The sequence below is a fragment of the Variovorax paradoxus genome (assembly GCA_016806145.1).
GTDB lineage: Bacteria > Pseudomonadota > Gammaproteobacteria > Burkholderiales > Burkholderiaceae_C > Variovorax.
This window is the reverse complement of sequence record CP063167.1, coordinates 1236219-1262180: the sequence shown is the minus strand read 5'-3', so window position 1 is coordinate 1262180 and position 25962 is coordinate 1236219. Positions and strand designations below refer to the sequence as shown.

Below are 25962 nucleotides of genomic sequence, written 5' to 3'. Positions count from 1 at the left end.
GTCGACCCGATGAACAACGAATTCAACACCAACCACCTGCTCTTCCTGCTCCACGGCGCAGCCTGGACGCTCGGCCTGTCGGCCACCGGCTTCGTGGGCGGCGGTCTGCTCGGGTTCCTCGTGGCCCTGGGCCGCATCGCGCCCAGCCGGCTGTGCCGCGGACTCGTGGGCATCTACGTGCAACTGATCCAGGGAACGCCGCTGCTGATCCTGATGTTCCTGGCGTACTTCGGCCTCGGCATCATGGGCTTCGACGTTCCACCGCTCGCGGCCGCCGGCCTGGCGATGACGATCTACACCAGCGCCTACCTCGGGGAGATCTGGCGCGGTGCGCTGCAGTCCGTGCCCCGGACGCAGTGGGAAGCCGCCGAGTGCCTGTCCTTCAGTGCCTCGCAGCGCCTATTCCTGATCATCGTGCCCCAGGCCCTGCGCATCGCCACGCCGCCAACGGTCGGCTTCCTCGTGCAGATCGTGAAGAACACCTCGCTGGCTTCGGTGGTGGGTTTCATCGAGCTCGCGCGGGCCGGCCAGGTCATCAACAACGCCCTGTTCGAACCCTTCCTGGTGTTCTCGATCATGGCGCTCCTGTACTTCGCACTGTGCTACCCGCTCTCGCTGTGGGCACACGCGCTCGAAACGCGCCTGCGCGTCGGTCGACGCGCCTCTCCTGGAACCTGAGACATGAACGACAACACAGCACTGGTTCGACTGGACCAGGTTCGGAAAAGCTTCGGCACGGCGAGGGTGCTCGATGGCGTGTCCTTCGACGTGCACCGCGGCCAGGTCGTGGCCATCATCGGCCGCAGCGGCTCCGGCAAGAGCACGGCGCTGCGCTGCATCGACCGCCTCGAGACCATCGATGGCGGCGAGATCACCGTGTGCGGCCAGTCGCTGAGCAGCGCCTCGCTGGACCTGCGCCGCCTGCGCCGCGAGGTCGGCATCGTCTTCCAGAGCTACAACCTCTTTCCGCACCTCACAGTGGCCCAGAACGTCTCGCTCGCGCTCAGGAAGGTGCGCGGCAAGTCCGCCGCCGAAGCCACCGACATCACCGATCGCGTGCTGCGCCAGGTCGGCATGCACGACAAGGTGCAGGCCTATCCCGAGCAGCTTTCGGGCGGGCAGCAGCAGCGCGTGGCCATCGCCCGGTCCCTGGCGATGGAACCGCAGCTGATGCTCTTCGACGAGGTGACCTCCGCACTGGATCCGCAATTGACGGGCGAGGTGCTGCAGGTCATGGAATCGCTCGCCAGGCGCGGCATGACCATGATCCTCGTGACCCATGAGATGGCATTTGCCGCCAAGGTGGCGGACAAGATCGTCTTCATGCATGCCGGACGGGTGCATGAGATGGGCGGCGCGGACATCCTGGCCGCACCCCGCACACCGGAGCTCGCGCAATTCGTCGGCAACGGACTCTGACCTGCACCGTCCCTCTTTCTTCCCCATCCACATCCACATCAGGAGACATGACCATGATCAAGCCAACCCTCGGGCGCATCGCGCTGGCTTTCTCGCTACTGGCCGCCGCGGGCGCAGCACAGGCCGATCTGCTCGACAACATCAAGCAGGCCAGGAAGCTGCGCGTCGCCATCGAGCTGGCGCTGCCGCCCTACGGCATGACCAACGACAAGATGCAACCCTACGGCTCCGATGTGGAGACCGCGCAGCTCCTGGCGAAGGACCTCGGCGTAGAACTGGAGATCGTTCCGGCCACCGGTCCCACACGCATCCCGTTCCTGCAGACCAACAAGGCGGACCTCGCGATCGCCACGCTGTCGATCAGTCCCGATCGCCAGAAGGTAATCGACTTCTCCGTGCCGTACTCGGTCGTGCAGATCGTGGTCGCCGCGCCCAAGTCGATGAACATCAAGGGCTATGGCGACCTCGTCGGCAAGAAGATCGCCATCACCCGCGGCAACGTGCAGGAGATGGAGCTCGTGCAGAAGGCCGTGGGCGCGCAGATCGTGCGCTACGACGATGACGCGACGCTGGTGACCGCCGGCGTGAGCGGGCAGGCGCCGATCGTTTCCACCGCGACCACCCTGCTGCAGGCGATCCAGACCAAGGCGCCCGGCAGGGAACTCGAAACCAAGTTCGTCGTGAAGGAGTTCAACCTGGGCATCGGCATGCGCAAGGAAGAACCCAAGCTCCTGGCGTGGATCAACGACTGGGTCAAGGTTAACCGCGCCAATGGCAAGCTCAACGAGATCTTCAAGAAGTATCACCACAGCGAACTGCCGCCGCTGCCCGCGCAATGAGCGCCGTTCACGAACTGCGCATCTACCACTGCGCCCAGGGTCGCCTCGCGGCACTGCACCGACGCTTCGAGGAAGCCACGCTGCCGCTGTGGCGCCGCCACGGCATCGAGGCGGTGGGTTTCTGGACCACCGAGGTCGGCCCGAGCAACCAGGCGCTGACGTTCATGATCCGCTGGGACAGCCTGGCCGCGCGCGAACGCATCTGGAGCGCGTTCTCCAACGATGCGGAATGGCTGGCCGCGCGGGAGCGCTTCGAGTCCGAAGGGCCCATCGTCGCGCGCATCGAGAACCAGTTGCTCGTTCCCACGCGCTACTCGCCGCTGCAGTGAGGACCAGCGAATGACTGATCGCCATGGCCTCGCGCCGACTGCCTCGTTCTCGGCCGCGCCGCGTGTGATACGACTGCATCCCGAAGACAACGTGGTGGTCGCGCTCGACCAGCTGCTGTCGGGCACGCTCGTGCGCGGCGAGAACGTGGTCGTCTCCGGACTGGTTCCGCCCGGCCACAAGATGGCAACCCGCGAGATCGCCGTGGGCGAGGTCGTGCGCCGCTATGGCCAGATCATCGGCTTCGCCAGCGTGGCGATCCGCGCGGGCCAGCATGTGCATACGCACAACGTGACGATGGGCGAGTTCAGCCGCGACTACGCGCACGCGGCCGAGACCCGGGCCACCCCGGCCGCCTCGCAGCCAGCCACGTTCCAGGGGATCGTGCGCAAGGACGGGCGCGTCGGCACCCGCAACTACATCGGCATCCTGACGACGGTCAATTGCTCCGCCACCGTTGCGCGGGCCATCGCCGACCGATTTCGCCGCGACATTCATCCGGATGCCCTGGGCGCCTACCCCGACATCGACGGCGTCGTGGCGCTGACTCATGACGCGGGGTGCGCCATCGATGCGAAGGGTGAAGGCCTGCGGATCCTGCAACGCACGCTGGGAGGCTATGCCTGCCACCCTAACTTCGCCGCGGTGGTCGTCGTCGGACTGGGCTGCGAGACCAATCAGATCTCCGGGCTGCTGGCCAGCCAGGGATTGACGCACGACGATCGCGTGCACAGCTACACCATCCAGGACGTGGGCGGGACCACGAACGCCGTCGAGCGCGGCGTGGGTCTGGTGCGCAGCCTCCTGCCGGCGGCCAACGCCGTGCAGCGGCAGAGCGTTCCCGCGAGCCATCTGGTGGTGGGCTTGCAGTGCGGCGGCTCCGACGGTTATTCCGGCATCTCGGCCAACCCGGTGCTGGGTGCCGCCGTGGACCTGCTGGTACGGCACGGCGGCACCGCGATCCTGTCGGAGACGCCGGAGATCTACGGAGCCGAGCACCTGCTCACGCGACGCGCACGCGCGCCGGACATCGGCCGCAAGCTGGTGGCGCGCATCCAGTGGTGGGAAGAATTCTGCGCGCGCAACGGCGCGGAGATGAACAACAACCCGTCCGCGGGCAACAAGGCCGGCGGGCTCACCACGGTCCTCGAGAAATCGATGGGTGGCATCGCCAAGGGCGGAACGACCTCGCTCAACGAGGTCTACGAATATGCGCAGCCGGTCGCCGCCAAAGGGCTGGTCTTCATGGACACCCCAGGCTACGACCCCGTGTCCGCCACCGGGCAGGTCGCCGGCGGAGCGAACCTGATCTGCTTCACCACCGGCCGCGGCTCGGCCTACGGTTGCGCGCCATCGCCGTCGATAAAGCTCGCGACCAACACCGCCCTGTGGGAGCGGCAGGCCGACGACATGGACTTGAACTGCGGGACCGTGCTGTCCGGCGAGCGCTCGATCGCCGAGCTCGGCGAGGAGCTGTTTCGCATGATGCTATCGGTTGCCTCCGGGGAGCGCTCGCGCAGCGAGCAGCACGGCTATGGCCAGAACGAATTCGTGCCGTGGCAGATCAGCGTGGTCACCTAGGCGCCGGCTGCATTCCTCACTTCAGCCATCTTTCTCGAATTTTCCGAATACCGATCGAATGGAACGGCATGACGCTTGATCCTGTTTCCTCCCCGCCCCTGACACTTGCAGCCTCCGCAGTGCTGCCGGACGACGGCTACGCAGGCACCCTCGTCGGGCGCGCCTGGCTGACCGGCGAGGTGCCCGGTCCCGCGGTGGTCGCGATCCGCGCTGACGGGGTCTATGACCTGTCGAGCGCCTTCCCGACGATGTCCACCTTGCTCGATGCCGACGACCCGGCACGGCGGGTGCGCGAGACCGCCGGATCGCGCATCGGAAGCCTCGAGGAACTGCTGTCGAACAGCGTCCACCCTGGATGCGACATGCGCCGCCCCTACCTTCTGGCGCCATGCGACCTGCAGGTCATCAAGGCCGCGGGCGTAACGTTCGCGGCCAGCCTGATCGAGCGCGTGATCGAGGAGCAGGCCGGGGGCGATCCATCGCGCGCGGAAGAGGCCCGCGCGCAGGTGCGCGAGACAGTCGGCGACGACCTGTCGCTCATCAAGCCCGGCTCCGAGCAGGCCATGGCGCTCAAGCGCCTGCTGCAGGAACGTGGCGTGTGGTCGCAATACCTCGAGGTCGGCATCGGCCCGGACGCCGAAGTGTTCACCAAGGCGCCGGTACTGTCCGCCGTCGGCACGGGCCAGGAGATCGGCATCCGCAGCGACTCGGCCTGGAACAACCCGGAGCCTGAAGTCGTGCTGGCAGTCAGCAGCCAGGGTGCGATCGTTGGTGCCACGCTCGGAAACGACGTCAACCTGCGCGACATCGAAGGTCGCAGCGCCCTCCTGCTTGGAAAGGCCAAGGACAACAACGCCTCGTGCGCGATCGGTCCGTTCATCCGGCTCTTCGACGCATCCTTTGGGCTGGATGCCGTTCGTGGCGAAACGGTGCATCTGACCGTGCGAGGGCCCGAGGGTTTCGAGCTGGCTGGCATCAGCTCAATGTCGCAGATCAGCCGAGATCCGCTGGACCTGGTGGCGCAGACCATGGCGGCTCATCAGTATCCCGATGGCTTCATGCTTTTTCTCGGCACCTTGTTCGCCCCCATTCAGGATCGTGCGCAGCCGGGCAGCGGCTTTACCCACCATGTCGGCGACGTGGTGAGCATTCGCAGCGCGCGACTGGGCGAATTGCGCAATCGCGTCGCTCACAGCGAGGACGCGGCGCCATGGCGGTTCGGCCTGCGCGCCTTCATCGCCAACCTCGCGCGCCGCGGACTCCTCGCCCACGATCTTTGAAGAAACGAAGAAGCATGCAGAACCACGACAACCTGATCGGCGGCGAATGGCGCGCCGGCGCGAGCTACAGCCCCAACGTCAACCCCAGCAACCTCGGCGACGTGCTGGGCCACTACACGCAAGGCGACGCGAGCCATGTCGAGGCGGCCGTGGCGGCCGCCACCGCCGCCTTCCCGGCCTGGGCCACGGGCAGCGTGCAGGCACGCTCCGACGCGCTCGACAAGATCGGCAACGAGATCCTCGCGCGCAAGGAGGAACTCGGCACGCTGCTCGCGCGCGAGGAAGGCAAGACCCGCGCCGAAGGCATCGGCGAGGCCACGCGCGCAGGCCAGATCTTCAAGTTCTTCGCGGGCGAGTGCCTGCGCCTGTCGGGCGAGCTGCTGCCCTCGGTGCGGCCCAACATCGGCGTGGAGATCACGCGCGAGCCCGTGGGCGTGGTCGGCCTGATCACGCCGTGGAACTTCCCGATCGCCATTCCCGCCTGGAAGATCGCGCCCGCGCTCGCGTTCGGCAACTGCGTGGTGCTGAAGCCCGCCGACCTGGTGCCGGGCTGCGCCTGGGCGCTGGCCGAGATCATCAGCCGCTCGGGCATTCCGGCCGGTGTGTTCAACCTCGTGATGGGCCGTGGCAGCGTGATCGGCGATGCGCTGGTCAACCACCCGGGCATCCATGCGATCAGCTTCACCGGCTCGGTGGGCGTGGGCCGCAACATCGCGGTGCAGTGCGTGAAGAACGGCAAGAAGGTGCAGCTCGAGATGGGCGGCAAGAACCCGCAGGTGGTGCTCGACGACGCCGACCTCGCGCAAGCGGTGGAGCTGAGCACGCAGAGCGCCTTCTACTCGACCGGCCAGCGCTGCACGGCCTCGAGCCGGCTGATCGTCACCGAAGGCATCTATCCGAAATTCATCGCGGCGATGAAGGAACGCATGGCCAAGATCAAGGTCGGCGACGCGCTCGCGCAGGGCACCGACGTGGGCCCGGTGTCCTCGAAGTCGCAGCTCGAGCAGGACCTGGAGTACGTCGACATCGGCAAGGCCGAGGGCGCGGTGCTGGCGGCAGGCGGCGAGCGCCTGAAGCTCGAGACCGACGGCTACTACATGTCGCCGGCGCTCTTCAGCGAATCGGCCGCGTCGATGCGCATCAACAAGGAAGAGATCTTCGGCCCGGTGGCGAGCGTGATCCGCGTGAAGAACTACGAGGAGGCGCTGGCCACGGCCAACGACACCGAGTTCGGCCTGTCGGCCGGCATCGCGACCACGTCGCTCAAGTACGCCACGCACTTCAAGCGCCACAGCCAGGCCGGCATGGTGATGGTGAACCTGCCGACCGCGGGCGTGGACTACCACGTGCCCTTCGGCGGTCGCAAGGGTTCGAGCTACGGCCCGCGCGAGCAGGGGCGCTATGCGCAGGAGTTCTTCACCACGGTGAAGACGGCGTACACGCTGGCCTGAAGAGCCAAGTAGCCGCGAGTCGAGGTCGCTGTAGCGCGAGCGCGCGAAAGCGCTGAGAGCGCACCCGAGCGTCGACCTGCGAGCGGGAATTGCCCAGGCATGCCTCTCAGCGCGTCAACCTGAAAAGCATGCCGCTGCGCGGCATGTTGTCGACGGCCCGCCCCAGGCCCTCCAATCGGGTCATGAGCCCTTCAGGTCCCCGCGTTAACGTGAACAAGCGCTCGCCGACTTGATGACGCCCCAGCGCGTTTTCGGGACCAAACTTGTAGAACTTGATCACGAGCGACTGTCCCTCGGGGGTTGCCGTGCAAATGACGCGTCGATGGGTCTGGTAGCCATCGCCGTTAAGCGCGCAACTGGTGGCCCCCGCGGAAGGCCCGAGCACCAAGGTGTGGTTGATGAATGCGGCCACCCCCTCGGAGGGCGTCGAGCCGCCGATGCGGCCGAGCGATTCTTCCCAGACGTAGCGACCGTGCCATGCGGAAGAAGACGCGGTGGACGAAGCAGGGCGCGCAGCGGCTGCGCCCGACCCCGAGGGAGCCGCCGCAACGGCCAACGGCGTCACCGCAAAGTCGCTGCCTCCGCGCTGCGCGGGCCACATGCCGATCTGGAACAGCTGACGCTCCCCGCAGGCGTTCACGCTCCAGCGTTCGAAGTGGCCCCCACGCGAGTTGGCAGACACGGCGGGCTGCACCGGCACATAGCCGCGCGGCATCACCTCCATGCGCACCTCGGACAGCGTTTGGCAACCCTTGACCGTACGAACATGGCCTGCGATGCGGTTGAGGATGTCCGTTGCGAGTTGAGAGCTAGCGAGCGTGCGCCCCGTTGAGGCGACCTGGGTCCTCCCTGGAGAGGGTTGGCTGGACGCGGGGGGCTGCTGGGCATGAGCCGCCGTGCTCCAGACAATGAGCGCGCCGGCCCCGACGATACCGGCAGCAAGGCGAGCAAGGTTCATCGTCGAATCCCTCCATTCGAATGATCTCGTGGCCCAGGATTGGGCTGTCAAAGATTGCGGGCCCTCTACACGGGCGCGTTGTCTGCATCGGACGCAACGCTCTGTCGGCGATTTGCCTGGAGGGGGCGTGCGGTTTCCCGGCCACCTCATGTCCGGCGCGGCTGAACTTTCAGCCGAAAAACCGCGGGAAAACCTGGGGGTGGACCAGAAAACCCCTTTCATTTCAACGACTTGCATCGAAAGGTCGACATGGCACACGCGTTGCTATTCCAGAGCGCATCCCTGAGACAGAGGACGGAGACAACCATGCGACACATCCCCTTGCACAGCACTTCCACGCGGCCTGCCGGTTCGCGGCCTGAGCGCCCGCGTCCACACCCGCCTCTGCCCCTGCACTGACAAGCGCCGCAAGGCCAACGGCCCGGCTTCGCCGGGTCGCGCCGCCGCATGGCCATCCCGTCGCGCGCGAGCCCGGCCACCCGCTTCCCGCTTTTCTTCCCTGCAACCAGAACCACAACGGAGACCGAAAAAATGACCGCAAGACCCGAGATCGAGAGCCGCTTTGCCAAGGCGAAAGCACCACTGCGCATCAGCACCCTGCTGGCCACCCTGATCCTTGCCGCCTGCGGCGGCGGAAGCGACGGGGGCGGTGGATTCATACCGCCCATCGCCGGCGGCGGCGGTGGTGGTGGTGGCAATCCCACAAACCCCGGCAACCCCGACCCGGGCACGCCGCCGGCCGGGGCGACGCTGAAAGTCGGTGTGCTGTCGTCGCCGCCTCAGCTGGTGACCGGGGACGACGCACTCGTCGAGCTCGAGTTGCTAAGCGAGCAGTCGCCCGGCAGTCTGTCGGTGACGGTCGACGGGCGCGATGTCACGGCTGCCTTCGCGCCCAACCCCGCGAATGGAAGACTGGTGGGAAAGGTCACGGGACTGAAGACCGGCGCCAACGAACTGGTCGCGAGCTACGGCGGCTACAGGGCAACGCTCGCATTGACGGCCTATCCGATCACCGGTCCCGTGATCTCGGGGCCGCACGAGGAGCCCTTCGTGTGTGGCTACGAGACCTTCACGCGCATGGGCGGCCAGAAGCTCAAGTCGCTCGACGACGGCAAGTGCTCGGTCGAGACACGTGTGGACTACTACTACCGGACCACCGCGGGCACCAACACGCGCTTCGAACCCGGCAGCCTGAGCGCCTATCCGGCCAACATCGCCTACCTCACGATCGACGGCAAGCAGGTGCCGTACGTGATCCGGCTGGAGAGCGGCACCATCAACCGCGGCCTGTACCAGTCGGCGATCCTGCACGACGTGCTCAACGAGCCGCCCCCGTCCCCGACCTACCGTACCGCGGGCTGGAAAGGCGGCCTGATCTATCCGCTCGGCGGCGGCTGCCAGGGCGGCTGGTTCCAGCAGGGCAATGACTTCGGCACGCTGATCAATCCGACCTACCAAAGCCGCGGGCTCGCGGTGACCACTTCCACGCTGAACGTCTTCGGCACGAACTGCAACGACCTGCTGTCGTCCGAGACCATTGGCATGGTCAAGGAGCGCTTCATCGAAAACTTCGGCGCGCCCACCTACACCATCGGCACCGGCGGCTCGGGCGGCTCCTACCAGAGCCACCAGACCAGCGACAACTACCCCGGCCTCTTCGACGGCGTGGTGGTGAGCCAGGTGTTCGCCGACGTGACCTCGTCCACGATCTTCAAGTTGCATGACTCGCGTGTACTGAACAACTACTTCAACGACCCGGCCACCGCGGCGCTGAACTACACCGTGGCCGAGAAGCAGGCCATCTCGGGCTACCTGCAGATTGGCAACATCCCCAACATGAGCGGCAGCGCCGGCCGGCTCGATCCCACCGTGTCCTTCCCCGCTGGCGTGCCGGTGGAGAAGCGCTACAACGCCGCGACGAACCCGACGGGTGCGCGCGCCACGGTGTTCGACCACACCGTGAACGTCTACGGCAAGACCGCCGAAGGCTTCGCGCTGCGCCCGATCGACAACGTGGGCATCCAGTACGGCCTGAATGCGCTCAACGAGGGCAAGCTCGGCATCGACAAGTTCATCGACCTCAACGAGCGCGCTGGTGGCGTGGACCGCGACATGAATCGCACTACGACGCGCACCGTGGGCGATCTCGATGCGCTGACCCGGGCCTACCAGTCCGGACGCATCGTCAATGGCGCGGGGGGACTGGCCTCCACCGCCATCATCGACCTGCGCGACTACAACGACGGCACGGTGGGCGGAGACATCCACACCAAGATCCATTCGTTCTCGATGCGGGAGCGGCTGCGCCGCGCCAACGGCAACATCGACAACCACGTGATGTGGACCAAGGGCGCGGGCAGCGCCGAGGCCTTCGATGCAATGGACGTCTGGCTGCGCGCCACCAAGGCAGACCGCTCGGACCGTCCGCTCGCCCAGAAGATCGCCGCCGCACGGCCGGCCGACTTGAAGGACGCGTGCTGGAACAACGGCCTGAAGTACACGGAAGAGCAGACCGCCTTCGGCGCGAGCGCGTGCAACACCTTCTACCCGGCCGGCACGACGCCGCGCATGGCCGCTGGCGGCCCGCTGACCGACGACATCGCCAAGTGCCAGCTCAAGCCGCTGAACCCCTCGGACTACCGCGTGTTCTTCACGCCCACGCAATGGGCCCGTCTGACTGCCGCTTTCCCCGATGGCGTGTGCGACTGGACCAGGCCGGGCGTGGGCCAGCAGCCCCTGAGCGGTACCTGGCTGTCCTTCGGCCCCTCGCCGTTGAACCTGCTGTTCGACGTCACCAAGCAGATCACGCCGTCGATGCTCTGACGTCGCTGACTGGACCTGCACAGACCGCCGTCGACCTCGCGGCGGCGGTCCGTGCGACCTCTTTTCTTTCCACCGGAGCCATTTCCTTGAACCGATCGATCGTCAAACGAAGCCTTGCCGCTCTTGCCGCGGCCACTGTGTCCCTGGGCGTGCACGCGCAAGATTTTCCGGGCGGCAAACCCATCACCATCGTCGTGCCCTTCGCCGCGGGCGGCCCCACCGACCGCGTGGCGCGCGACCTCGCCGAAGCGCTGCGCAAGCCGCTCGACGGCGCAACGATCGTGATCGACAACGCCGCCGGCGCGGGCAGCACCATCGGCAATGCGAAGGTCGCCCGCGCCAAGGCCGACGGCTACACGCTGCTGCTCACCCACGTCGGCATGGCCACGACCCCCGTGCTCTATCGCAAGCTGCCCTACAACTACGAGACCGACTTCGAATACCTGGGCATGATCAACGACGTGCCGATGACCGTGATCGGCAAGCCACAGCTCGAGGCCAACAGCTTCAAGGAACTGCGAGAGTGGATCGGCAAGAACGCCGGCAAGACCAATCTTGGCAACGCCGGCATCGGCTCGGCCTCGCACCTGTGCGGCCTGTTGTTGCAGAGCGAGCTCAAGGCAGAGATGACCACCGTGCCCTACAAGGGAACGGCACCGGCCATCGCAGACCTGCTCGGCGGCCAGATCGACCTGCTGTGCGACCAGACCACCAACACCACAGGCCAGATCGAAGCCAAGAAGGTCAAGGCCTATGCGGTCACGACGCTCAAGCGCCTGAGCACGCCGGCATTGAAGGATCTGCCCACGCTCGACGAGTCGGGCCTGAAGAGCTTCCAGGTCACGATCTGGCATGGGCTGTATGCGCCCAAGGGCACGCCGGCGCCGGTGCTCAAGAAGCTCAACGACGCATTGAAGGTCGCGCTCAAGGACGCGGAGTTCATCAAGAAGGAGGAAGGTCTGGGCGCGGTGGTCGTGACCGACAAACGCGTGGAGCCGGCAGAACACAAAAAGTTTGTACAGGCTGAAGTCGCACGTTTCGGCCCGGTCATCAAGGCTGCGGGCGTCTACGCGGATTGATGGACCCCGGTGATGTACGAGAGAACGCCGATGCAGGGTAATTCCGCCTCGGCGAATCACGAGCGCCTGCGTACGATCGTCTGCTGTTTACGTATTCCCGCAGCCCTCCGCCCCCCACTCTCGTGTCAATGCTGCTTTCGGCAGGTCGTGCCGTGCTGAAGCTGTCCGCACCGTACCGCCATGGCTTCGCCGGCTCCCCCGACGATCTGCGAGACCAGGCCGTGCTTGCGCGCTTCAAGGGCGCGACAGTCATCTCAACCACAACCCGCTGGCGCCGCTGGGCCGCGGTAGGGGCGTGGCTGTGCCTGATCGCCGCGGGTGGTGCGCTGGCGTATCTGATCGGAGAGCGCACGGGCATCCGTGCACTCCAACAAGGGACGCTGCACCGGCTCGACATCTATTCCACCAGTCTGCGCAGCGAGCTCAGCCGCTACGAGTATCTGCCGCAGGTCGTTGCACTCAGCCCGGACGTGCTCGATCTGCTGCGTGCGCCGACCCACCGGACCCTCCAGCTCGAAGCGAATGTGTACCTTGAGACGGTCAATGCGCATGCGCAGGCCTCCGCGGTCTACGTGATGGACACCACGGGCCTGACGCTCGCCGCCAGCAACTGGAACCAGCCAGGCAGCAGCTTCGTGGACATGAACTTCTCCTACCGCCCGTACTTCAAGGACGCGGTGCGCGGCATGCCCGGACGCTTCTATGGGATCGGAACGGTCAGCCGTGAGCCCGGTTACTACTTCTCGCACGGCATCGTCGACGGCAACCGCCAGCTCGGCGTGGCCACCGTCAAGGTCAACCTCGACAAGCTCGATGCCGCATGGTCACGCTCCACCGACAAGGTGCTGGCCATCGATGGGAATGGGGTGGTGTTCCTCGCATCCGAAGCGGCCTGGAAATTCCGCGCCTTGCGTCCGTTGTCGAGCGAAACCCTTCAGCAGCTCGCCCAGACCAGGCAGTACACGGAAGCAGGCGCGCTGCGCCCCATCGACATGCGCGAGCATCGACCGCTGTCGGGTGGTAACGCCATGGTGGTGCAGTTGAACGCCGATGGGCCGCGCCGCTCCGCGACGCAAGAGCCTTTCGGACCCGATTACTTGCTGGACAGCCGCCCCGTCGAAGGCACGGACTGGAAGCTGATCATCCTGTCCGACATGAAGCCGGTGCACGCCATCGCGCGCACATCGGCCGTGGGCACGGCATTCGCACTGGTGTTCCTTACGCTCCTGGTGTTGTACATCCAGCAGCGCCGACGCATCGTGCACCAACGGCTCGCGGCACGAGAGGCCCTGCAAGGTGCCTACGACGAGCTCGAACAGATGGTGCAGGTCCGTACCGAAGCACTGAGCCATGCCAACGAACACCTGCAGACGGAAATCACCGAACGCCAGCGCGCCGAGGACATTCTCAAGAGCACGCTGGACGACCTGGTGCAGACCGGCAAGATGGCCGTGCTGGGCCAGATGTCCGCGGGCATCACGCACGAACTCAACCAGCCGCTTGCCGCGCTGCGCACGTTGTCCGCCAATGCGGTCGTTTTTCTGGAGCGCGGACACACTGAGCAGGTCGATCTCAACCTTCGCACCATCTGCGACCTGACAGACCGCATGGGCCAGATCACCTCGCAGCTGAAGAAGTTTGCGCGACGGTCGACCGTCCAGCTGCAATCGGTGGCGCTGGCCGACACCGTCGCCGACGCGCTGTTTCTGCTCAACCAGCGCATCCGCCAAGAGCGCATTGCGTTGTCACAGGAGATCGAACCCGGCCTGCGTGCCCTGTGCGAAGGCAATCGGCTCGAACAGGTGCTGGTCAACTTGCTGGTGAACGCCTTCGACGCCACGGCCTCCGCGGGCGTCGATCCGCGCTGCGTGCGCGTGGTGGCGCGCAGTACACCCGACGGCGTCGTGCTCGAAGTTCACGACAACGGCACCGGTATTGCGCCGGAGGTCATGCCACGGCTGTTCGAGCCATTTTTCACCACCAAGGAGCAAGGCCTCGGATTGGGCCTCGGCTTGGCCATCTCCGCCGGCATCGTGCGCGACTTCGGTGGCCTGCTGCGTGCCGCTCGCAGCGATCTCGGCGGGGCGGTCTTTTCCGTCACGTTGCGAAAAGCAGAGGAACGGACAGATCATGATTGAAACGCGCAACCTCGAGGTTCTCTATGTCGAAGACGATCCGCCCGTGCGCTTGGGCAGCACGCAGGCGCTACAGCTCGCCGGCATTCGCGTCACCGGCTTCGGTTCGGCGGAGCAGGTACTCCAGAAGCTGACGCCGGGCTTCGCGGGCGTGCTGGTCACGGACGTCAAGCTGCCGGGCATCGATGGCCTGGAGTTGCTTTCGCACGCCCTGAAGCTCGATCCGAGCCTGCCTGTGATCCTCGTGACTGGCCATGGCGACATCACGATGGCGGTGCAGGCCATGCGCCTGGGGGCCTACGATTTCCTCGAAAAACCTTTCTCTCCCGACCAGCTGACCGAAGTCGTCCAGCGCGCGCTGGACAAGCGCGCGTTGAGCCTGGAAGTCGAGCATCTGCGGCGCAGGATCGCGGGTTTTGAATCGATCGAGGCGAAGCTCATCGGTCGCTCCTCGGCCATGCACAGGTTGCGCCGTCTGGTGCTCGACGTGGCCAACTCCGATGCCGACGTCCTGATTCTCGGAGAGACCGGAACCGGCAAAGAGCTCGTGGCGCGTTGCCTGCACGATTGCAGTCGGCGCAAGGAAGGCAACTTTGCGGCCATCAACTGTGGCGGCATGCCCGAAGCGCTGTTCGAAAGCGAGATGTTCGGCCACGAGGCAGGCGCCTTCACCGGCGCCGCGAAGCGGCGCATCGGCAAGATCGAACACGCGCGCGGCGGGACGCTGTTTCTCGACGAGATCGAGACGATGCCAATGAGCCTGCAGGTCAAGATGCTGCGCTCACTGCAGGAGCGTCAGTTCGAGCGCCTGGGGTCGAACGAACTGCGACCGATGGACAGCCGGGTCGTCGCCGCGACCAAAGCCGACCTGCTTGCTGCCGCGCGCGAAGGCAAATTCCGAGACGACCTCTACTACCGGCTGGGCGTGGTGGTGTTGAACCTCCCGCCGCTGCGCGAGAGACGCGAGGACATTCCGATGCTGTTCACGCACTTCGCCATGCAGGCTGCGCTGCGCCACGAGCGAGAGCTGCCGGTCGTGGCGCCCCACCATCTGGATGCGCTCATGGCGCATGCCTGGCCTGGCAACGTGCGGGAGTTGCGCAACATCGCCGATCGCTTTGTGCTCGGACTGTGGGAAGGCAACGAGGCGACGCGCGGAATGACGCCAGGCGAGCGTTCACTGGACGGGCAGATGGCCCAGTTCGAACGATATCTGATCCACGAGGCGCTCGAGGCGTGCAATGGTTCGGCTGCTGCCGCGGCAGAGCGGCTGGGCGTGCCGCGCAAAACCCTGTACGACAAGATGCGCCGACTGGGTCCGCTGGAAGCGGTCGAGGCGCGCAGAGCCTAAGTGCGCCACGGCCCGACGGCCGTGGTGCGATCGCGGCAGCATCAATTTTCCGAATCGTCAGCATTGCTGCGACCACCAGCGCGAAACGACCGAAAGACCGGCCGTTTCGCCCACTCCAGCCGGCCGCGGCCTCGCTTCACCGTGACCCCGCGAACAGCGACTCTCCGGCAATACGGGAGCGCTTGACGCGAACGAATGCCATCACACCTTGCTTCGCTGACAATTGCGGCATGAGCAACGCCAGCGAAGCCTTCGTACTCGATCCGGAAAGGACCCGCGACCTCGCGCATCTTCTGCTGGATGCCGAGGGTCGACTTCTGGTTCGCGATGCTCGGGAACTCGCGCAGACCACGGCTGAGGAACGGCTGTTGTTCGGGGTACGGCATGGCATCTACGGCTTGCCGACGGTGGAACTGTTGGAGTTTCTGCGCGCGCGTCTTGCCGGCCGCAGCGCGATCGAGATCGGTGCGGGTCACGGGGTGTTGGCCCAGGCGCTCGCCATCCCCGCCACCGACAACCGTCAACAGGAAGAACCAGCGATCCGCGCGTACTATGAATCGATCGGTCAGCCGACGATTCGTTACGGGAATCATGTCGAAAAACTTGATGCCGAGCGTGCCGTCGCCAAATACCGTCCGCAGGTGGTCATCGCCTGCTGGGTCACGCACCGCTTCGAAGCGTCCGAGCCCCAACGCGGCGGTAGCACAACGGGCGTTGACGAAGCCTCCATCCTCAGAAATTGCGAGGAATACATCTTCATCGGAAACGAGAAGGTGCACCAGCACAAGCCGATCTTGTCGCTACCGCACGAGAGGCTGACACCCCCATGGCTGTATTCGCGTGCACTCAACGGAAGCCCGGATTTCATCGCGATCTGGCGACGAGCGCCTGTCCCCGGCGTGGCATGAGGCGTGTGAAGCCTTGGCGATTCTCAGTGCACACAGCAGGCTTGCCGTGGACGCACAGGACAATCGAGCGAACTGAAGGGAGCAGGAGCAAGGAAAAGGGAGAGCCTCAAGGCCGGGCCGGGCGCCTTTTTCGCTGCGCGCTCGCCCTGGCGGTCAACGCGAGGGAGGATTTTCCTTGGCTCACACAACTCGGACGACGAAGTGGCCGCAGGTGCGCGACTGCAGCTTTCTCCCGAGGACAAGCGGCCTGTGACTGCAGAGATCGCTGCCCGAAACTGCGGGGCTTACAAGGTTTCGACCGAGCGGCGGGCCGCTCGATCGCTCTCACCGTACTGTTGCCCCCGCGGGCGACAATCGCAGGCCTTACTTGGCAAGAAACTCTTCTGCCGACTTGCCAGCCTCCAATGCGGCCTTGAACCAGGCCGGGCGCGGACCGCGGCCGCTCCACACATTGCCGTTCTGATCACGGTACTTCGGTGCAGAGGCACCGGCCTTGCCAGAGAACTTGCGGCCCGCTTTGACCGATACGGCCTTCGGCACACGACCGCGCTTGGCGCCTCCCGCGACACCAAGTTCTGCAGCGGTGAAACCGTACACGGCAATCGCTTCTTTGATCCGAGCAAGCACCTCATTGGATTCCTGTTTGCGCAACTGTTCGGCCTCTTGCTGAAGCTGTTCGATTTGCTTTTGCACTTCGAGGAAAGTCTTTTTTGCCATTGCTTGGTGGTCCTGATAATTTTAAGGCTCGGTTTTTATCATAGATATCGACACCTTCAGCCAGTGAGGATTGCGATTTTTCGAAATACACCGAAAGAATCCATATCTTCACACCTCCGGGTTGTGTCCGCGAGAAGGTATGTCCAGCGTTCATGGATGGGTAATCGATCTCACCTGAATTCGGCCTGAATGAGCTTCTCTCTCGCGCGGTGATGGCCGGACACTTGTTGGCGTGGACGCACGAGATCATCTGTCTGACGATCTTCAGGCTTCTGCGACCCAGCTAACTTATTTCTCAATTCGTGTGTTTGAAAGAGCTCATTGCGCGGCAAGAGGGGGAAGCTCTGCGATTCGAGAGGCTGGCCACAGCTGACGTTCCGGGTCGTTTACCTGCGCGTGAATTCAATGCGATGCCACAGCAACGTTGCCTGCTGCGCAAGCGTCACTCTCAAGTCGCACCAGTTTCTCAGCTCGGGGCGGCTCGGACTGCTGCTCCAATCGATGGCATTTTTCTGAATCGCCCGCAGCTCTGATTGATCGCCTCACAGTGATCTCCCGATCGGCGTTGACTTCGCAGATGGCCCTCGCCAGCGTCTCATCCGATCGAGGCGGCCTCCGCACGCACAAAAGACACGCACGAAAAAGGGGTTCTGGTTGCAGTCCGCCTACCGGAAATCCCGGCTTTTCGCTTGCTTTCGCGAGCCTCCAGCCTAGAGGCGATGAGATTCTTCACCTTCTTCGCGCTGCTAGATTCCAAGCACCGCCATCAGTTTGGAGGCCAGGAGTTGGCAGCGACATGGGCACGAACCACGCCCGCCAGGCTGAGTCCGTGATCGCCGAGGCCGAGTAGCCAAGCTTCTTCGCGCGTTCGACCACTTTCTCCGGCCGACTCGCCCCACGAAGAAAGCTGAAGTTGCTCAAGCACTTCAGGTCGGCATAAAGGGCAGTTGAATTTCGAGCCCTCAAGCGAAGGTGTCGTGGAGAAACCGGACGGTCTCGGCCCTGGCCAGGCGCATCTGGAAAAAATCTACAGCACACCGGCCTGCTCGCTCACGACCACCCAGTCATCCTGCGCGACGTGGGAGGTGGTCTCCAACGGTGGGACGGTGGGAGAGGCCGCTCGTTTTTGACCGCCTCGATACTTGTTGTGCGGTCGCAGCAGCCGCCCTCCACGCGGTGGGGGGCCCGCAAGCAGTCGAAGCACACCCCTGTCAGATCGGCCGGTTGTCCTGAACGGCCATACGCAGCGGCTTGGCCAGTACGAAGGTCGGCTGCGGCACGCTGAGCGGCCGGCATCCGGTGCGCGGTGCGGAGTCGGGCGCCGGTCGCCGGTCGCCAACGACACATTCATTCCGTTCGGTGGTTTTCGACCAGGACCGGGCGCAACACGCGTCCGGCCCCAGGCGTGCGGCGTTGCGCTCGAGCACGAGCGCCATGGTCTCACCCAACCTTTGGCTCGGGCAGCATAGACAGGCTCTTTTCCTCCAATGACTGCACCTCGTTGGCCAACTGCTCCTAGATCGCCCACCGGCGCTAGCAGTTCGAACTTGACCGAGTGCGTAGCCAAAAGCCGCGTCAGGTGTTCTGTGTCACTCGTGGCGTGGGCCGTTCGCACCGTCATTTCGACGCAATCACCTGCCGACTTCGAACGCATAGCGTCATGGCACCAGCGCGAGGTTAGAGCGCTGACGCCCGAGCGCCGTGCCAGAAGCCACCCCGCCATCTGCAGCATCAGTCGACGCGCGCCGAAGACGATCGCTGGCGCATGTTCTACACGCGCCATCAGCTCGAGCTTCGCATGGTAAGTGTTGGACAGCTGCGCCCACTCGTGACCGTCAGGGCGCAAGCCATACGCCTGCGCCCGGCTTCCACGCAATGGTGCGTCGAAGCGCCGGCTCAGTCCCACGCGCGGTAGCGCCTTCACCTGCCCCAAGGTCTGGCAACCCAGGCTTGCCAGTGTGGCTTGGTGCGCGGCGACCTGCGTCAGTGTCTCGAACAGCAATGCATCCAGCAGTTGCGCCAATAGCTTCGTAAAGCCGTTGGACAGGCCCGCTCGCGCGGGGTGCGAGCGGGCCAAGCTTGTGGCACCCGAGCGAGGTGTCGCACGCCAAGATCGGCGCACTCTTCGCGCACCACTTCACCAACCGGCGAATGCCGCCAAAAATGCGCAGGCTTTGCTCGCGTTCCATAACAACGCCGCAACACGATAGAAGCGCTTCAAGGACGGCAACGCGCGGGGTGAACTGCAAGTACTCGGTGGTCAGACTCTCGAGCGCCTCAGTGCGCGGCTTCGGACCGTCCGGCAGCTTGTGCGGGAGCAGTGCTGCCCACCGCATGGGAGAACTCTCTGAAATGGCGCGCCGCGATCAAACGACTCGGGTGTTGCAGGCGAGGCGTGAGGATTTCTGCCAGACCTCCGGGGATCGACGGCAGACGCAGTTCCGTATCGTGCGACGGCCCTTTGCGCTTGAGCAGCTGTATTCCCAGTTCCCAATCGATGCCGAATCGCGCCTGCAGGCGCAGCGGCGCAGCCGAAGCTTCATGCGCGGCCGCAGCTGGTCGAAAAAGGATGATCGGCGCGTCGCAGCTCTGCGCGGACACCTGCAGGCGACGGATCTGTTCCTGGCGAGCCTGCGGCACCCACCCCAGCACCATGCCCGCTGCGTTGGCCTTCAGCAGCTGTTCGATCGCCCACAGCCGCTCCATCGGCTTGTCCGCGTGAATCCATACCAGATGACGTTCGTCGAGCCCCAGATGAACAAGCCCTGGAATATGCGGAGCCTTGGGAGGTCCGACCACCACGATCTGCTTGCCTTCCAAAATCAGTGCACGCATGGCGGGCGCGAAGAGCCGCCATTCCAAAACCGTGGCCTGCGCCTGGAGAACCTCGGTCAACGAACCGCAAGGCCAGCCACCACCAGGCAGTTGCGCATCCAGGGCCTCGAAGCCACTGCTGAGGATGCGGGTCACGGGGCTGCCCAGGGCATCCCCCCGCCAGATCGCGGATTCCACCGCGTGCGGAAGTACCAGCGGGCGGCCTTTCGGGTCGCGCGACGCATTGGAAGCAAACGGGGTGGGGGGCGCGTCGTCGCCACTCACCCACGACAGGGAGGCAACCATGTGGACTCCAATACTGTATAAAAATACAGTATCCTGGAGCCTCTGGCCGTTGAGCAAGGAGGTTTACAAATTTGGCGGGTTTCCCAGGCGGTGGACAACTGCCTTACCGTCCTATGCGTTGTCCCCGGTCAAAGTGCGTGCGGACGACACTGAACTTTCGAGAACGCGCCAGTCAAAACGCGCAGCTTGAGGTCGGCCGTCCAACGGAACTCAACGATCCCCGCGACGCGGGCGCGATCTCCCCCGCCTGCTTCGCACAGCTCTTTGCGCATACCAGCTACGACGACGAATGCTGGACAGGCCGCTTTGCAAAGCATTCAACGAGCAGTTCTCCCGTCGCGGAAATGTGCTGCGTCAGGAGCTTGCACGCATTCGCGACGTCACCCTGCTGGCACATTGCCAGGAGTTCCCAATGCTCCTGTTGAGAGCGATCGCGATGTGAGGTGAACTCCCACGTGTAGCGAAGATAGCGCTCAAAGCCCAGGCGCAGGGTCTCGACCATGGTCAATGTCCGAGGGCGATCGGCAGCGGCGTACAGCCCGCGATGAAAGCGGGCGTTCAGCGAGATGATCCGATCCACGCTCGCTTCACCGTCCAGTTCTTGGAGCACACGCTTGGCCACCTCGAAGTGGGCGTCAGTCAGTCGCGGGATAGCCCACGCAAGGGCCTGCGGCTCCACCAGGCTTCTTAAGCGCGTCATCTCTTCCGCCTCAGCAGCGGACATTGTCGCCACGCTGACTCCCCTGCGTGGCTCGGCGGCCAGGAAGCACTCGCGGATCAGATCCTTGAAGGCCTCCCTGACGACCGTCTGGCTGACGCCAAAGCGTGACGCCACGGCATCCTGTCGCAAACGCTCGCCCGGCTTGAGCCGACCTTGAATGATCTCGACGCGCAATGCGTCGACCACCGCCCCCGAGGTGGAGCGATCACCCAGAACCTGGTCTGCGAGTGAGGCTTCAACGTAATCCATAACTGTTCTCCTGTCAGGGATTGTACGAACCCGAGATCAGTTTGACGATTATCGATAATCGATTATATTTGCTCGATCATTCACTTTCCATCAAGGTTGCACATGACGCTCCGCCTTTCCGATTTCGACGCCGTGACTTTCGACGTGTACGGCACGCTGATCGACTGGGAACCCTCGATCGCCAAGTTCCTGACGCGCTGGGCGAACGACAACGGCGTCAACGCCGACGCCAATACCCTCGTCATGGCCTTCGACGGCGCCCGGGCGGCGATCCAAAAAGAACGCCCGGCCCACCTCTACCCCGAGGTGCTGAACAGGTGCTTCGATCGCATCTGCGCGCAGTTCGGCGTGGCCGTGGATCCCGACCTGCGGCGTCAGTTCTCTGCGGCGCCCCACACTTGGCCCGCGTTCGCAGACAGCCATGCCGGACTCAAGCGCCTGCAAGCGTCTACAAAGGTCGGCGCGTTCAGCAACATTGACCAGGCGTCGCTCAACACCTCGTGCGACAACTTGGACTTCCGCTTCGACCTGGTGGTCACGGCACAGCGCGTGGGCGCCTACAAGCCGGACTGGCCGCATTTCGACACCGGCATCGGCGACCTGATGCGCATGGGCATCCCGCGCGAGCGGATCCTGCACGTTGGTCAGAGCCTGCGGGCAGACATCACGCCGGCCAACCGGCTGGGCATGCGCTGCGCTTGGGTCAACCGTCCAGGCCGGCTGCTCGGTTTGTCCGGCGAGGGCGCGGCCGAGGCCAAGCCCGACCTCACCGTATCGAGCCTTGCCGAACTCGTGGCCGCCCTGACTGGCGCCGTTCAACCCGCAGCCGTATCGGCCTCCTGAGGAACGTTCGAATGAACACCGCCATCCATTTCGTGTCTCGCGTCCTGTTCGGCGTCGTTGGTGCCGCGCTGTTGGTAAGCAGCGGTGCGGCGCTCGCACAAAGCACCGACCCCATCCTGGAGCGCATCAAGGCCAAGGGCACGATCACGCTGGGCTACCGCGAGTCGTCGATTCCATTCTCCTACCTCAACGACGACAGGAAGCCTGTCGGCTACGCGATGGACCTCTGCTTAAAGGTAGTAGACGCCGTCAAGCAGCGGCTCCAGCTACCTGCGCTCAAGGTCGACTACATCGCAGTGAATCCGCAGAACCGCATCGCGCTCGTGGCCAACGGCACCGTCGATCTCGAATGCGGCTCGACGGTCAACACGCTGAGCCGCCAAGTCCAAGTCGACTTCAGCGCACCGCACTTCATCTCCACCACCCGGCTGTTGGTCCGCAAGGGCGCGGACATCAAGGAGGTCGAAGACCTGAATGGAAAAGCGGTGGCGCTCCCCATCAACACCACGCCGGAGCGCCTGATCAAGGCATTGATCGACGCCAAGAAACTGAAGGTTCGCATCGTCCCGGTGAAGGACAACTCGGAGGGCTTCCTCGCCCTCTCGACAGGGCGGGTCGACGCCTTTTCAACCGACGACATCCTGCTGTCCGGGCTGCGCAAGAGCGCACCGGTGCCGCTTGACTACGAGGTGGTCGGCCGGCCGCTCTCATTCGATCCGTATGGCCTGATGCTGCAGAAGAACAGCACCGTGTTCCTCAGCCTGGTCAATGCCACCATCGCGCGCAGCGTCCGCTCCGGCGAACTCAACGCGTTCTACGACAAGTGGTTCACACAGCTGGACGTTCCGATGTCAAAGGATCTCGCAGCAGCGCTGAAACTGGCCGCACTTCCCGAATGAATCGGCGCGCGCGCGACTCGTGATGAACTACGCATGGAATTGGAGGGTCCTCTTCGAGGACCCCTACGCCGGATGGCTGCTGTCCGGGTTGCAGGCGACGGTGCTGATCTCGCTCGCCGCCTGGGCTATCGCCGTGACGCTCGGTCTCGCCTTGGGCGTGCTGGGCTCACTGCCAGTTCGCGCGAAATGGCTGGTGACCGCCTACGTCTCGGTGTTCCGGAATGTGCCGCTGCTGTTGCAACTCTTCATCTGGTTCTTCGTGGTACCAGAGCTGTTGCCGAGCGAGGCCGGACGGTGGCTGAAGCGGGATCTGCCGATGCCGGAACTCTGGACGGCCATCGCTGCGCTGGGGTTGTTCACCGCGTCGCGGGTCGCGGTCCAGGTCCGTTCTGGCATTGCCGCGCTACCACACGGTCAGCGGTTCGCCGCCTTCGCTAGCGGGATGACCTTGACGCAAAGCTATCGCTTCGTCCTGCTGCCGCAGGCGATGCGGCTCGTCCTGCCACCGCTGACCTCCGAATTCCTTACCGTCTTCAAGAACTCGGCACTGGCGCTGACCATCGGCGTCTTTGAGATGACCGCGCAGAGCCGCCAGATCGAGAGCTACACCTTCAATGGCTTCGAGGCCTTCACCGCCGCCACCCTGGTGTACCTGACGATCGCGCTCTGCGTGACCGCAGGTATGCGGAGTCTGGAAAAGAAACTGACGATCCCCGGCACCCAGGGGGCGCGCACATGAACGCGACATTCGATGCCTCGGTCATCCTAAAGGCCTGGCCTTTCCTGCTCGAAGGCCTAGGGCTGAGCCTGATGCTGACCCTGGTCGCGATGGCGGGCGGCCTGGTGCTCGGCCTGTTCCTGGCACTGGCGCGGCGCTCTCGTCACCGCCTGCTCGCCGGTGCGGCGGCGGCGTACGTAAACGGCTTCAGGGCCGTGCCTCTGATTCTGGTGATCTTCTGGTTCTACTTCTTGGTACCGCTGATCGTCGGCAGGCCCGTGGGCGCGCTCACGTCGGCCTTGATCGCCTTCACGCTGTTCGAGGCGGCCTACTACTCCGAGATCATTCGCGCGGGCCTGCAGAGCGTGCGCATGGGCCAGTGGCAGGCGGCGGCAGCCTCGGGCCTGCGACCGGCGCAGGCGCTGCGCTACGTGGTGCTGCCTCAGGCACTGCGCAACATGACGCCCGTGCTGATCACGCAAGCCATCGTCCTGTTCCAGGACACCTCGCTCGTCTATGTGATCTCCCTGCGGGACTTCATGACGTCCACCAGCATCGTGGCGAACCGGGACAACCGCCTGGTCGAGATGTACCTGTTCGCAGCGCTCGTCTATTTCGTGCTCTGCGCATCCCTTTCACTGGCGGCCCACCTGGCTGCCAAGCGCAGGAGCGCTGCATGACTTCCCAGAAAAAGAACCTCGAAGCGCCCATGATCGAAGTAGCCGGGCTCCACAAGGCCTATGGGTCGGTCCCCGTGCTCAACGGTTGCGACCTGACGATCCGCCGCGGCGAGGTCGCGGTGATCTGCGGCCCCTCCGGCTCAGGCAAAAGCACGCTGATCAAGTGTTTCAACGGGCTCGAGCCGTTCCAGCGGGGCAGCGTGCGTGTCGACGGCGTTGAGGTGGGCGCGGCGACGTCCAATTTGAGCGAGCTGCGCAGGCGTGTGGGCATGGTGTTCCAGCACTTCGAGCTCTACCCGCACTTGACGGTGCGAGAGAACCTCTGCCTCGCACCCATGAAGGTGCTCGGCCGATCGCGCGATGCGGCGCAGCGCAGGGCCAGCGAACTGCTGAGCCGTGTAGGCCTGCCGGGGAAGGTCGACGCGTATCCCGCTCAGCTGTCCGGCGGCCAGCAGCAGCGCATCGCGATTGCTCGTGCGCTGGCAATGGACCCCATCGTCATGCTCTTCGACGAGCCGACCTCGGCCCTGGATCCAGAAATGATCGGCGAGGTACTCGCCGTAATGTTGGAACTCGCCCAGGACGGTATGACGATGGCCGTGGTCACCCACGAGATGGGTTTTGCCCGCCGCGCCGCGGACCGCGTGATCTTCATGGACGCCGGCAAGGTGGTGGAGAACACCTCGACGGACGCGTTCTTCGCATCTCCCACAACCGAGCGAGCGCAGGAGTTCCTGTCGCGCCTAGTCTCCCATTGAGTGCAGTGTGCAGGAGTACACCATGACCAGACACGATACCCAGAGAAACCCGAGCCCCGTCCTCACCCACGAATCGCTGGGGCCCATGCGCGTGCCGACATTCGACGACGTCCGCTCGGCGTCCGAGCGCATCAGCGCCTATGTGGTGCGCACGCCGCTCGTACGATCACCAGTCCTCGATCACATCGCGGGCGCGCCGGTCTGGCTAAAAGCCGAGAACCTGCAGGTCACGGGATCGTTCAAGGCGCGCGGCGCCTTCAACGCCGTGCTGCGACTGAGCGAAGCAGAACGGCAACGGGGCGTCGTGGCCTATTCCACCGGTAACCATGGCCAGGCCATCGCTTGGGCGGCACGCTGCCTGGGCGTCCCTGCCACGATCGTCATGCCTATCGATGCGCCGCGTAACAAGGTCGACCGAGCGCTTGCCCATGGCGCCCGCGTCGTGCACTACGACCGGCGACACGAAAGCCGGGAAGCGATTGGAATGCGATTGCTGCAGGACTCCGGCGGCACGCTCGTTCCGCCAGGCGATCACCCCGACGTGCTGGCCGCACAGGGGACAGTCGCTCTGGAAGCGCTGGACGCACTGCCTCCGGCGGCCAGAGAGAACCTTGGCACCTTCGCCGCACCCTGCGGCGGCGGCGGATTGCTGGCGGGTTGCGGCCTGGTGTTGAACGCCCTCCAGCCGGACGCGCGGATTGCCGCCGTCGAGCCTTTCGGCTTCGACGACACGGCGCGCTCGCTCCACAGTGGAAGGCGCGAAGTCAACGACCCAGCAGCGCGCTCGCTCGCAGACGCCCTGCAAGCCGCGACGCCGGCAGAACTGCCGTTCGAGATCAACCGTCACTTCTTGAGCGAGGCATGGTCCGTGACCGACGAGGAGATCGGCTGCGCTATCCGCTTCGCGCTGACCGAACTGCGCATGGTGGTCGAGCCCGGAGGCGCGGTTGCACTAGCGGCCGTGCTGGCTGGCCGGCTCAAGCCCGGAAGCAAAGACACGCTCGTGGTGCTGTCCGGCGGCAACGTCGACATGACGTTGCTGGCCACGCTCATGCGCGCCGACGACAGGCGTGGCCCCGTTGAGCGGCCGTCATGAGCGCGGACGC

General features: G+C 64.8%; 23 protein-coding genes. 18 read left to right on the top strand and 5 right to left on the bottom strand.

Annotation, left to right across the window (positions count from 1 at the left end):
* Positions 1-9 precede the first annotated feature (9 nt).
* The 7 genes from INQ48_36935 to INQ48_36905 all read left to right on the top strand — a co-directional run bounded on the left by INQ48_36935 (position 10) and on the right by INQ48_36905 (position 6897).
* A complete protein-coding gene (locus tag INQ48_36935; GenBank protein ID QRF60995.1) occupies positions 10-678 on the top strand; it encodes an amino acid ABC transporter permease in 669 nt (222 codons plus the stop codon).
* A 3-nt stretch (positions 679-681) separates the two neighbouring features.
* On the top strand, positions 682-1419 hold the full coding sequence (locus INQ48_36930; GenBank protein ID QRF60994.1) for an amino acid ABC transporter ATP-binding protein: 738 nt from the start codon (positions 682-684) through the stop codon (positions 1417-1419).
* Between the two features lie 53 nt (positions 1420-1472).
* Complete coding sequence (locus tag INQ48_36925; GenBank protein QRF60993.1) at positions 1473-2258, top strand: transporter substrate-binding domain-containing protein; 786 nt, start codon at positions 1473-1475, stop codon at positions 2256-2258.
* Positions 2255-2587, top strand: coding sequence for an NIPSNAP family protein (locus tag INQ48_36920; GenBank protein QRF60992.1), 333 nt, complete (start codon positions 2255-2257; stop codon positions 2585-2587). The genes INQ48_36925 and INQ48_36920 overlap by 4 nt, the downstream gene beginning before the upstream one ends.
* Before the next feature lie 10 nt (positions 2588-2597).
* The gene (locus tag INQ48_36915) at positions 2598-4166 is read left to right on the top strand and encodes an altronate dehydratase (protein QRF60991.1); all 1569 of its coding nucleotides are present in this window, start codon (positions 2598-2600) and stop codon (positions 4164-4166) included.
* A gap of 68 nt (positions 4167-4234) precedes the next feature.
* Positions 4235-5446, top strand: a complete 1212-nt coding sequence (locus tag INQ48_36910; protein ID QRF60990.1) for a fumarylacetoacetate hydrolase family protein — start codon at positions 4235-4237, stop codon at positions 5444-5446.
* A gap of 14 nt (positions 5447-5460) precedes the next feature.
* Positions 5461-6897 carry an aldehyde dehydrogenase family protein gene (locus tag INQ48_36905; GenBank protein ID QRF60989.1) on the top strand — a complete coding sequence of 479 codons (1437 nt, stop codon included), beginning with the start codon at positions 5461-5463 and terminating at the stop codon, positions 6895-6897.
* Between the two features lie 106 nt (positions 6898-7003).
* Here the strand turns inward: INQ48_36905 and INQ48_36900 are convergent, their stop codons facing one another.
* A complete protein-coding gene (locus INQ48_36900) occupies positions 7004-7855 on the bottom strand; it encodes a hypothetical protein (GenBank protein QRF60988.1) in 852 nt (283 codons plus the stop codon).
* A 531-nt stretch (positions 7856-8386) separates the two neighbouring features.
* Between INQ48_36900 and INQ48_36895 the strand changes: the two genes are divergently transcribed.
* The 5 genes from INQ48_36895 (at position 8387) to INQ48_36875 (ending at position 16151) form a co-directional block, all read left to right on the top strand.
* A complete protein-coding gene (locus tag INQ48_36895) occupies positions 8387-10678 on the top strand; it encodes a hypothetical protein (GenBank protein ID QRF60987.1) in 2292 nt (763 codons plus the stop codon).
* 86 nt (positions 10679-10764) lie between these two features.
* Positions 10765-11757 carry a tripartite tricarboxylate transporter substrate binding protein BugD gene (locus INQ48_36890; protein ID QRF60986.1) on the top strand — a complete coding sequence of 331 codons (993 nt, stop codon included), beginning with the start codon at positions 10765-10767 and terminating at the stop codon, positions 11755-11757.
* Between the two features lie 128 nt (positions 11758-11885).
* The gene (locus INQ48_36885; protein QRF60985.1) at positions 11886-13895 is read left to right on the top strand and encodes a sensor histidine kinase; all 2010 of its coding nucleotides are present in this window, start codon (positions 11886-11888) and stop codon (positions 13893-13895) included.
* A complete protein-coding gene (locus INQ48_36880) occupies positions 13888-15243 on the top strand; it encodes a sigma-54-dependent Fis family transcriptional regulator (GenBank protein QRF60984.1) in 1356 nt (451 codons plus the stop codon). Before INQ48_36885 ends, INQ48_36880 begins: the two co-directional genes overlap by 8 nt.
* Before the next feature lie 230 nt (positions 15244-15473).
* Complete coding sequence (locus INQ48_36875; protein QRF60983.1) at positions 15474-16151, top strand: hypothetical protein; 678 nt, start codon at positions 15474-15476, stop codon at positions 16149-16151.
* A 363-nt stretch (positions 16152-16514) separates the two neighbouring features.
* On the opposite strand, the gene INQ48_36870 is transcribed toward INQ48_36875, so the two are convergent.
* The 4 genes from INQ48_36870 to INQ48_36855 all read right to left on the bottom strand — a co-directional run bounded on the left by INQ48_36870 (position 16515) and on the right by INQ48_36855 (position 20958).
* The gene (locus INQ48_36870) at positions 16515-16868 is read right to left on the bottom strand and encodes an H-NS histone family protein (GenBank protein ID QRF60982.1); all 354 of its coding nucleotides are present in this window, start codon (positions 16866-16868) and stop codon (positions 16515-16517) included.
* A 1211-nt stretch (positions 16869-18079) separates the two neighbouring features.
* On the bottom strand, positions 18080-18304 hold the full coding sequence (locus INQ48_36865; GenBank protein QRF60981.1) for a hypothetical protein: 225 nt from the start codon (positions 18302-18304) through the stop codon (positions 18080-18082).
* 841 nt (positions 18305-19145) lie between these two features.
* Positions 19146-19988, bottom strand: coding sequence for a translesion DNA synthesis-associated protein ImuA (gene imuA / locus INQ48_36860; GenBank protein ID QRF60980.1), 843 nt, complete (start codon positions 19986-19988; stop codon positions 19146-19148).
* Between the two features lie 277 nt (positions 19989-20265).
* Positions 20266-20958: a GntR family transcriptional regulator gene (locus INQ48_36855; protein ID QRF60979.1), complete on the bottom strand. Its 693-nt coding sequence runs from the start codon at positions 20956-20958 to the stop codon at positions 20266-20268.
* Between the two features lie 102 nt (positions 20959-21060).
* On the opposite strand from INQ48_36855, the gene INQ48_36850 reads away from it, so the two are divergent.
* The 6 genes from INQ48_36850 (at position 21061) to INQ48_36825 (ending at position 25952) form a co-directional block, all read left to right on the top strand.
* Entirely contained in the window at positions 21061-21801 is a 741-nt protein-coding gene (locus INQ48_36850; GenBank protein ID QRF60978.1) for an HAD-IA family hydrolase, read from the top strand.
* Positions 21802-21812: 11 nt separating this feature from the next.
* Positions 21813-22700 (top strand): amino acid ABC transporter substrate-binding protein, encoded by an 888-nt coding sequence (locus INQ48_36845; protein ID QRF63027.1) that lies wholly within the window; start codon positions 21813-21815, stop codon positions 22698-22700.
* A 22-nt stretch (positions 22701-22722) separates the two neighbouring features.
* Positions 22723-23439, top strand: coding sequence for an amino acid ABC transporter permease (locus INQ48_36840; GenBank protein QRF63026.1), 717 nt, complete (start codon positions 22723-22725; stop codon positions 23437-23439).
* Positions 23436-24098 (top strand): amino acid ABC transporter permease, encoded by a 663-nt coding sequence (locus INQ48_36835; protein QRF63025.1) that lies wholly within the window; start codon positions 23436-23438, stop codon positions 24096-24098. Before INQ48_36840 ends, INQ48_36835 begins: the two co-directional genes overlap by 4 nt.
* 29 nt (positions 24099-24127) lie before the next feature.
* Positions 24128-24856 (top strand): amino acid ABC transporter ATP-binding protein, encoded by a 729-nt coding sequence (locus INQ48_36830; protein ID QRF63133.1) that lies wholly within the window; start codon positions 24128-24130, stop codon positions 24854-24856.
* A gap of 85 nt (positions 24857-24941) precedes the next feature.
* Positions 24942-25952 carry a threonine/serine dehydratase gene (locus INQ48_36825; protein QRF63132.1) on the top strand — a complete coding sequence of 337 codons (1011 nt, stop codon included), beginning with the start codon at positions 24942-24944 and terminating at the stop codon, positions 25950-25952.
* The last annotated feature ends 10 nt before the right edge of the window (positions 25953-25962 follow it).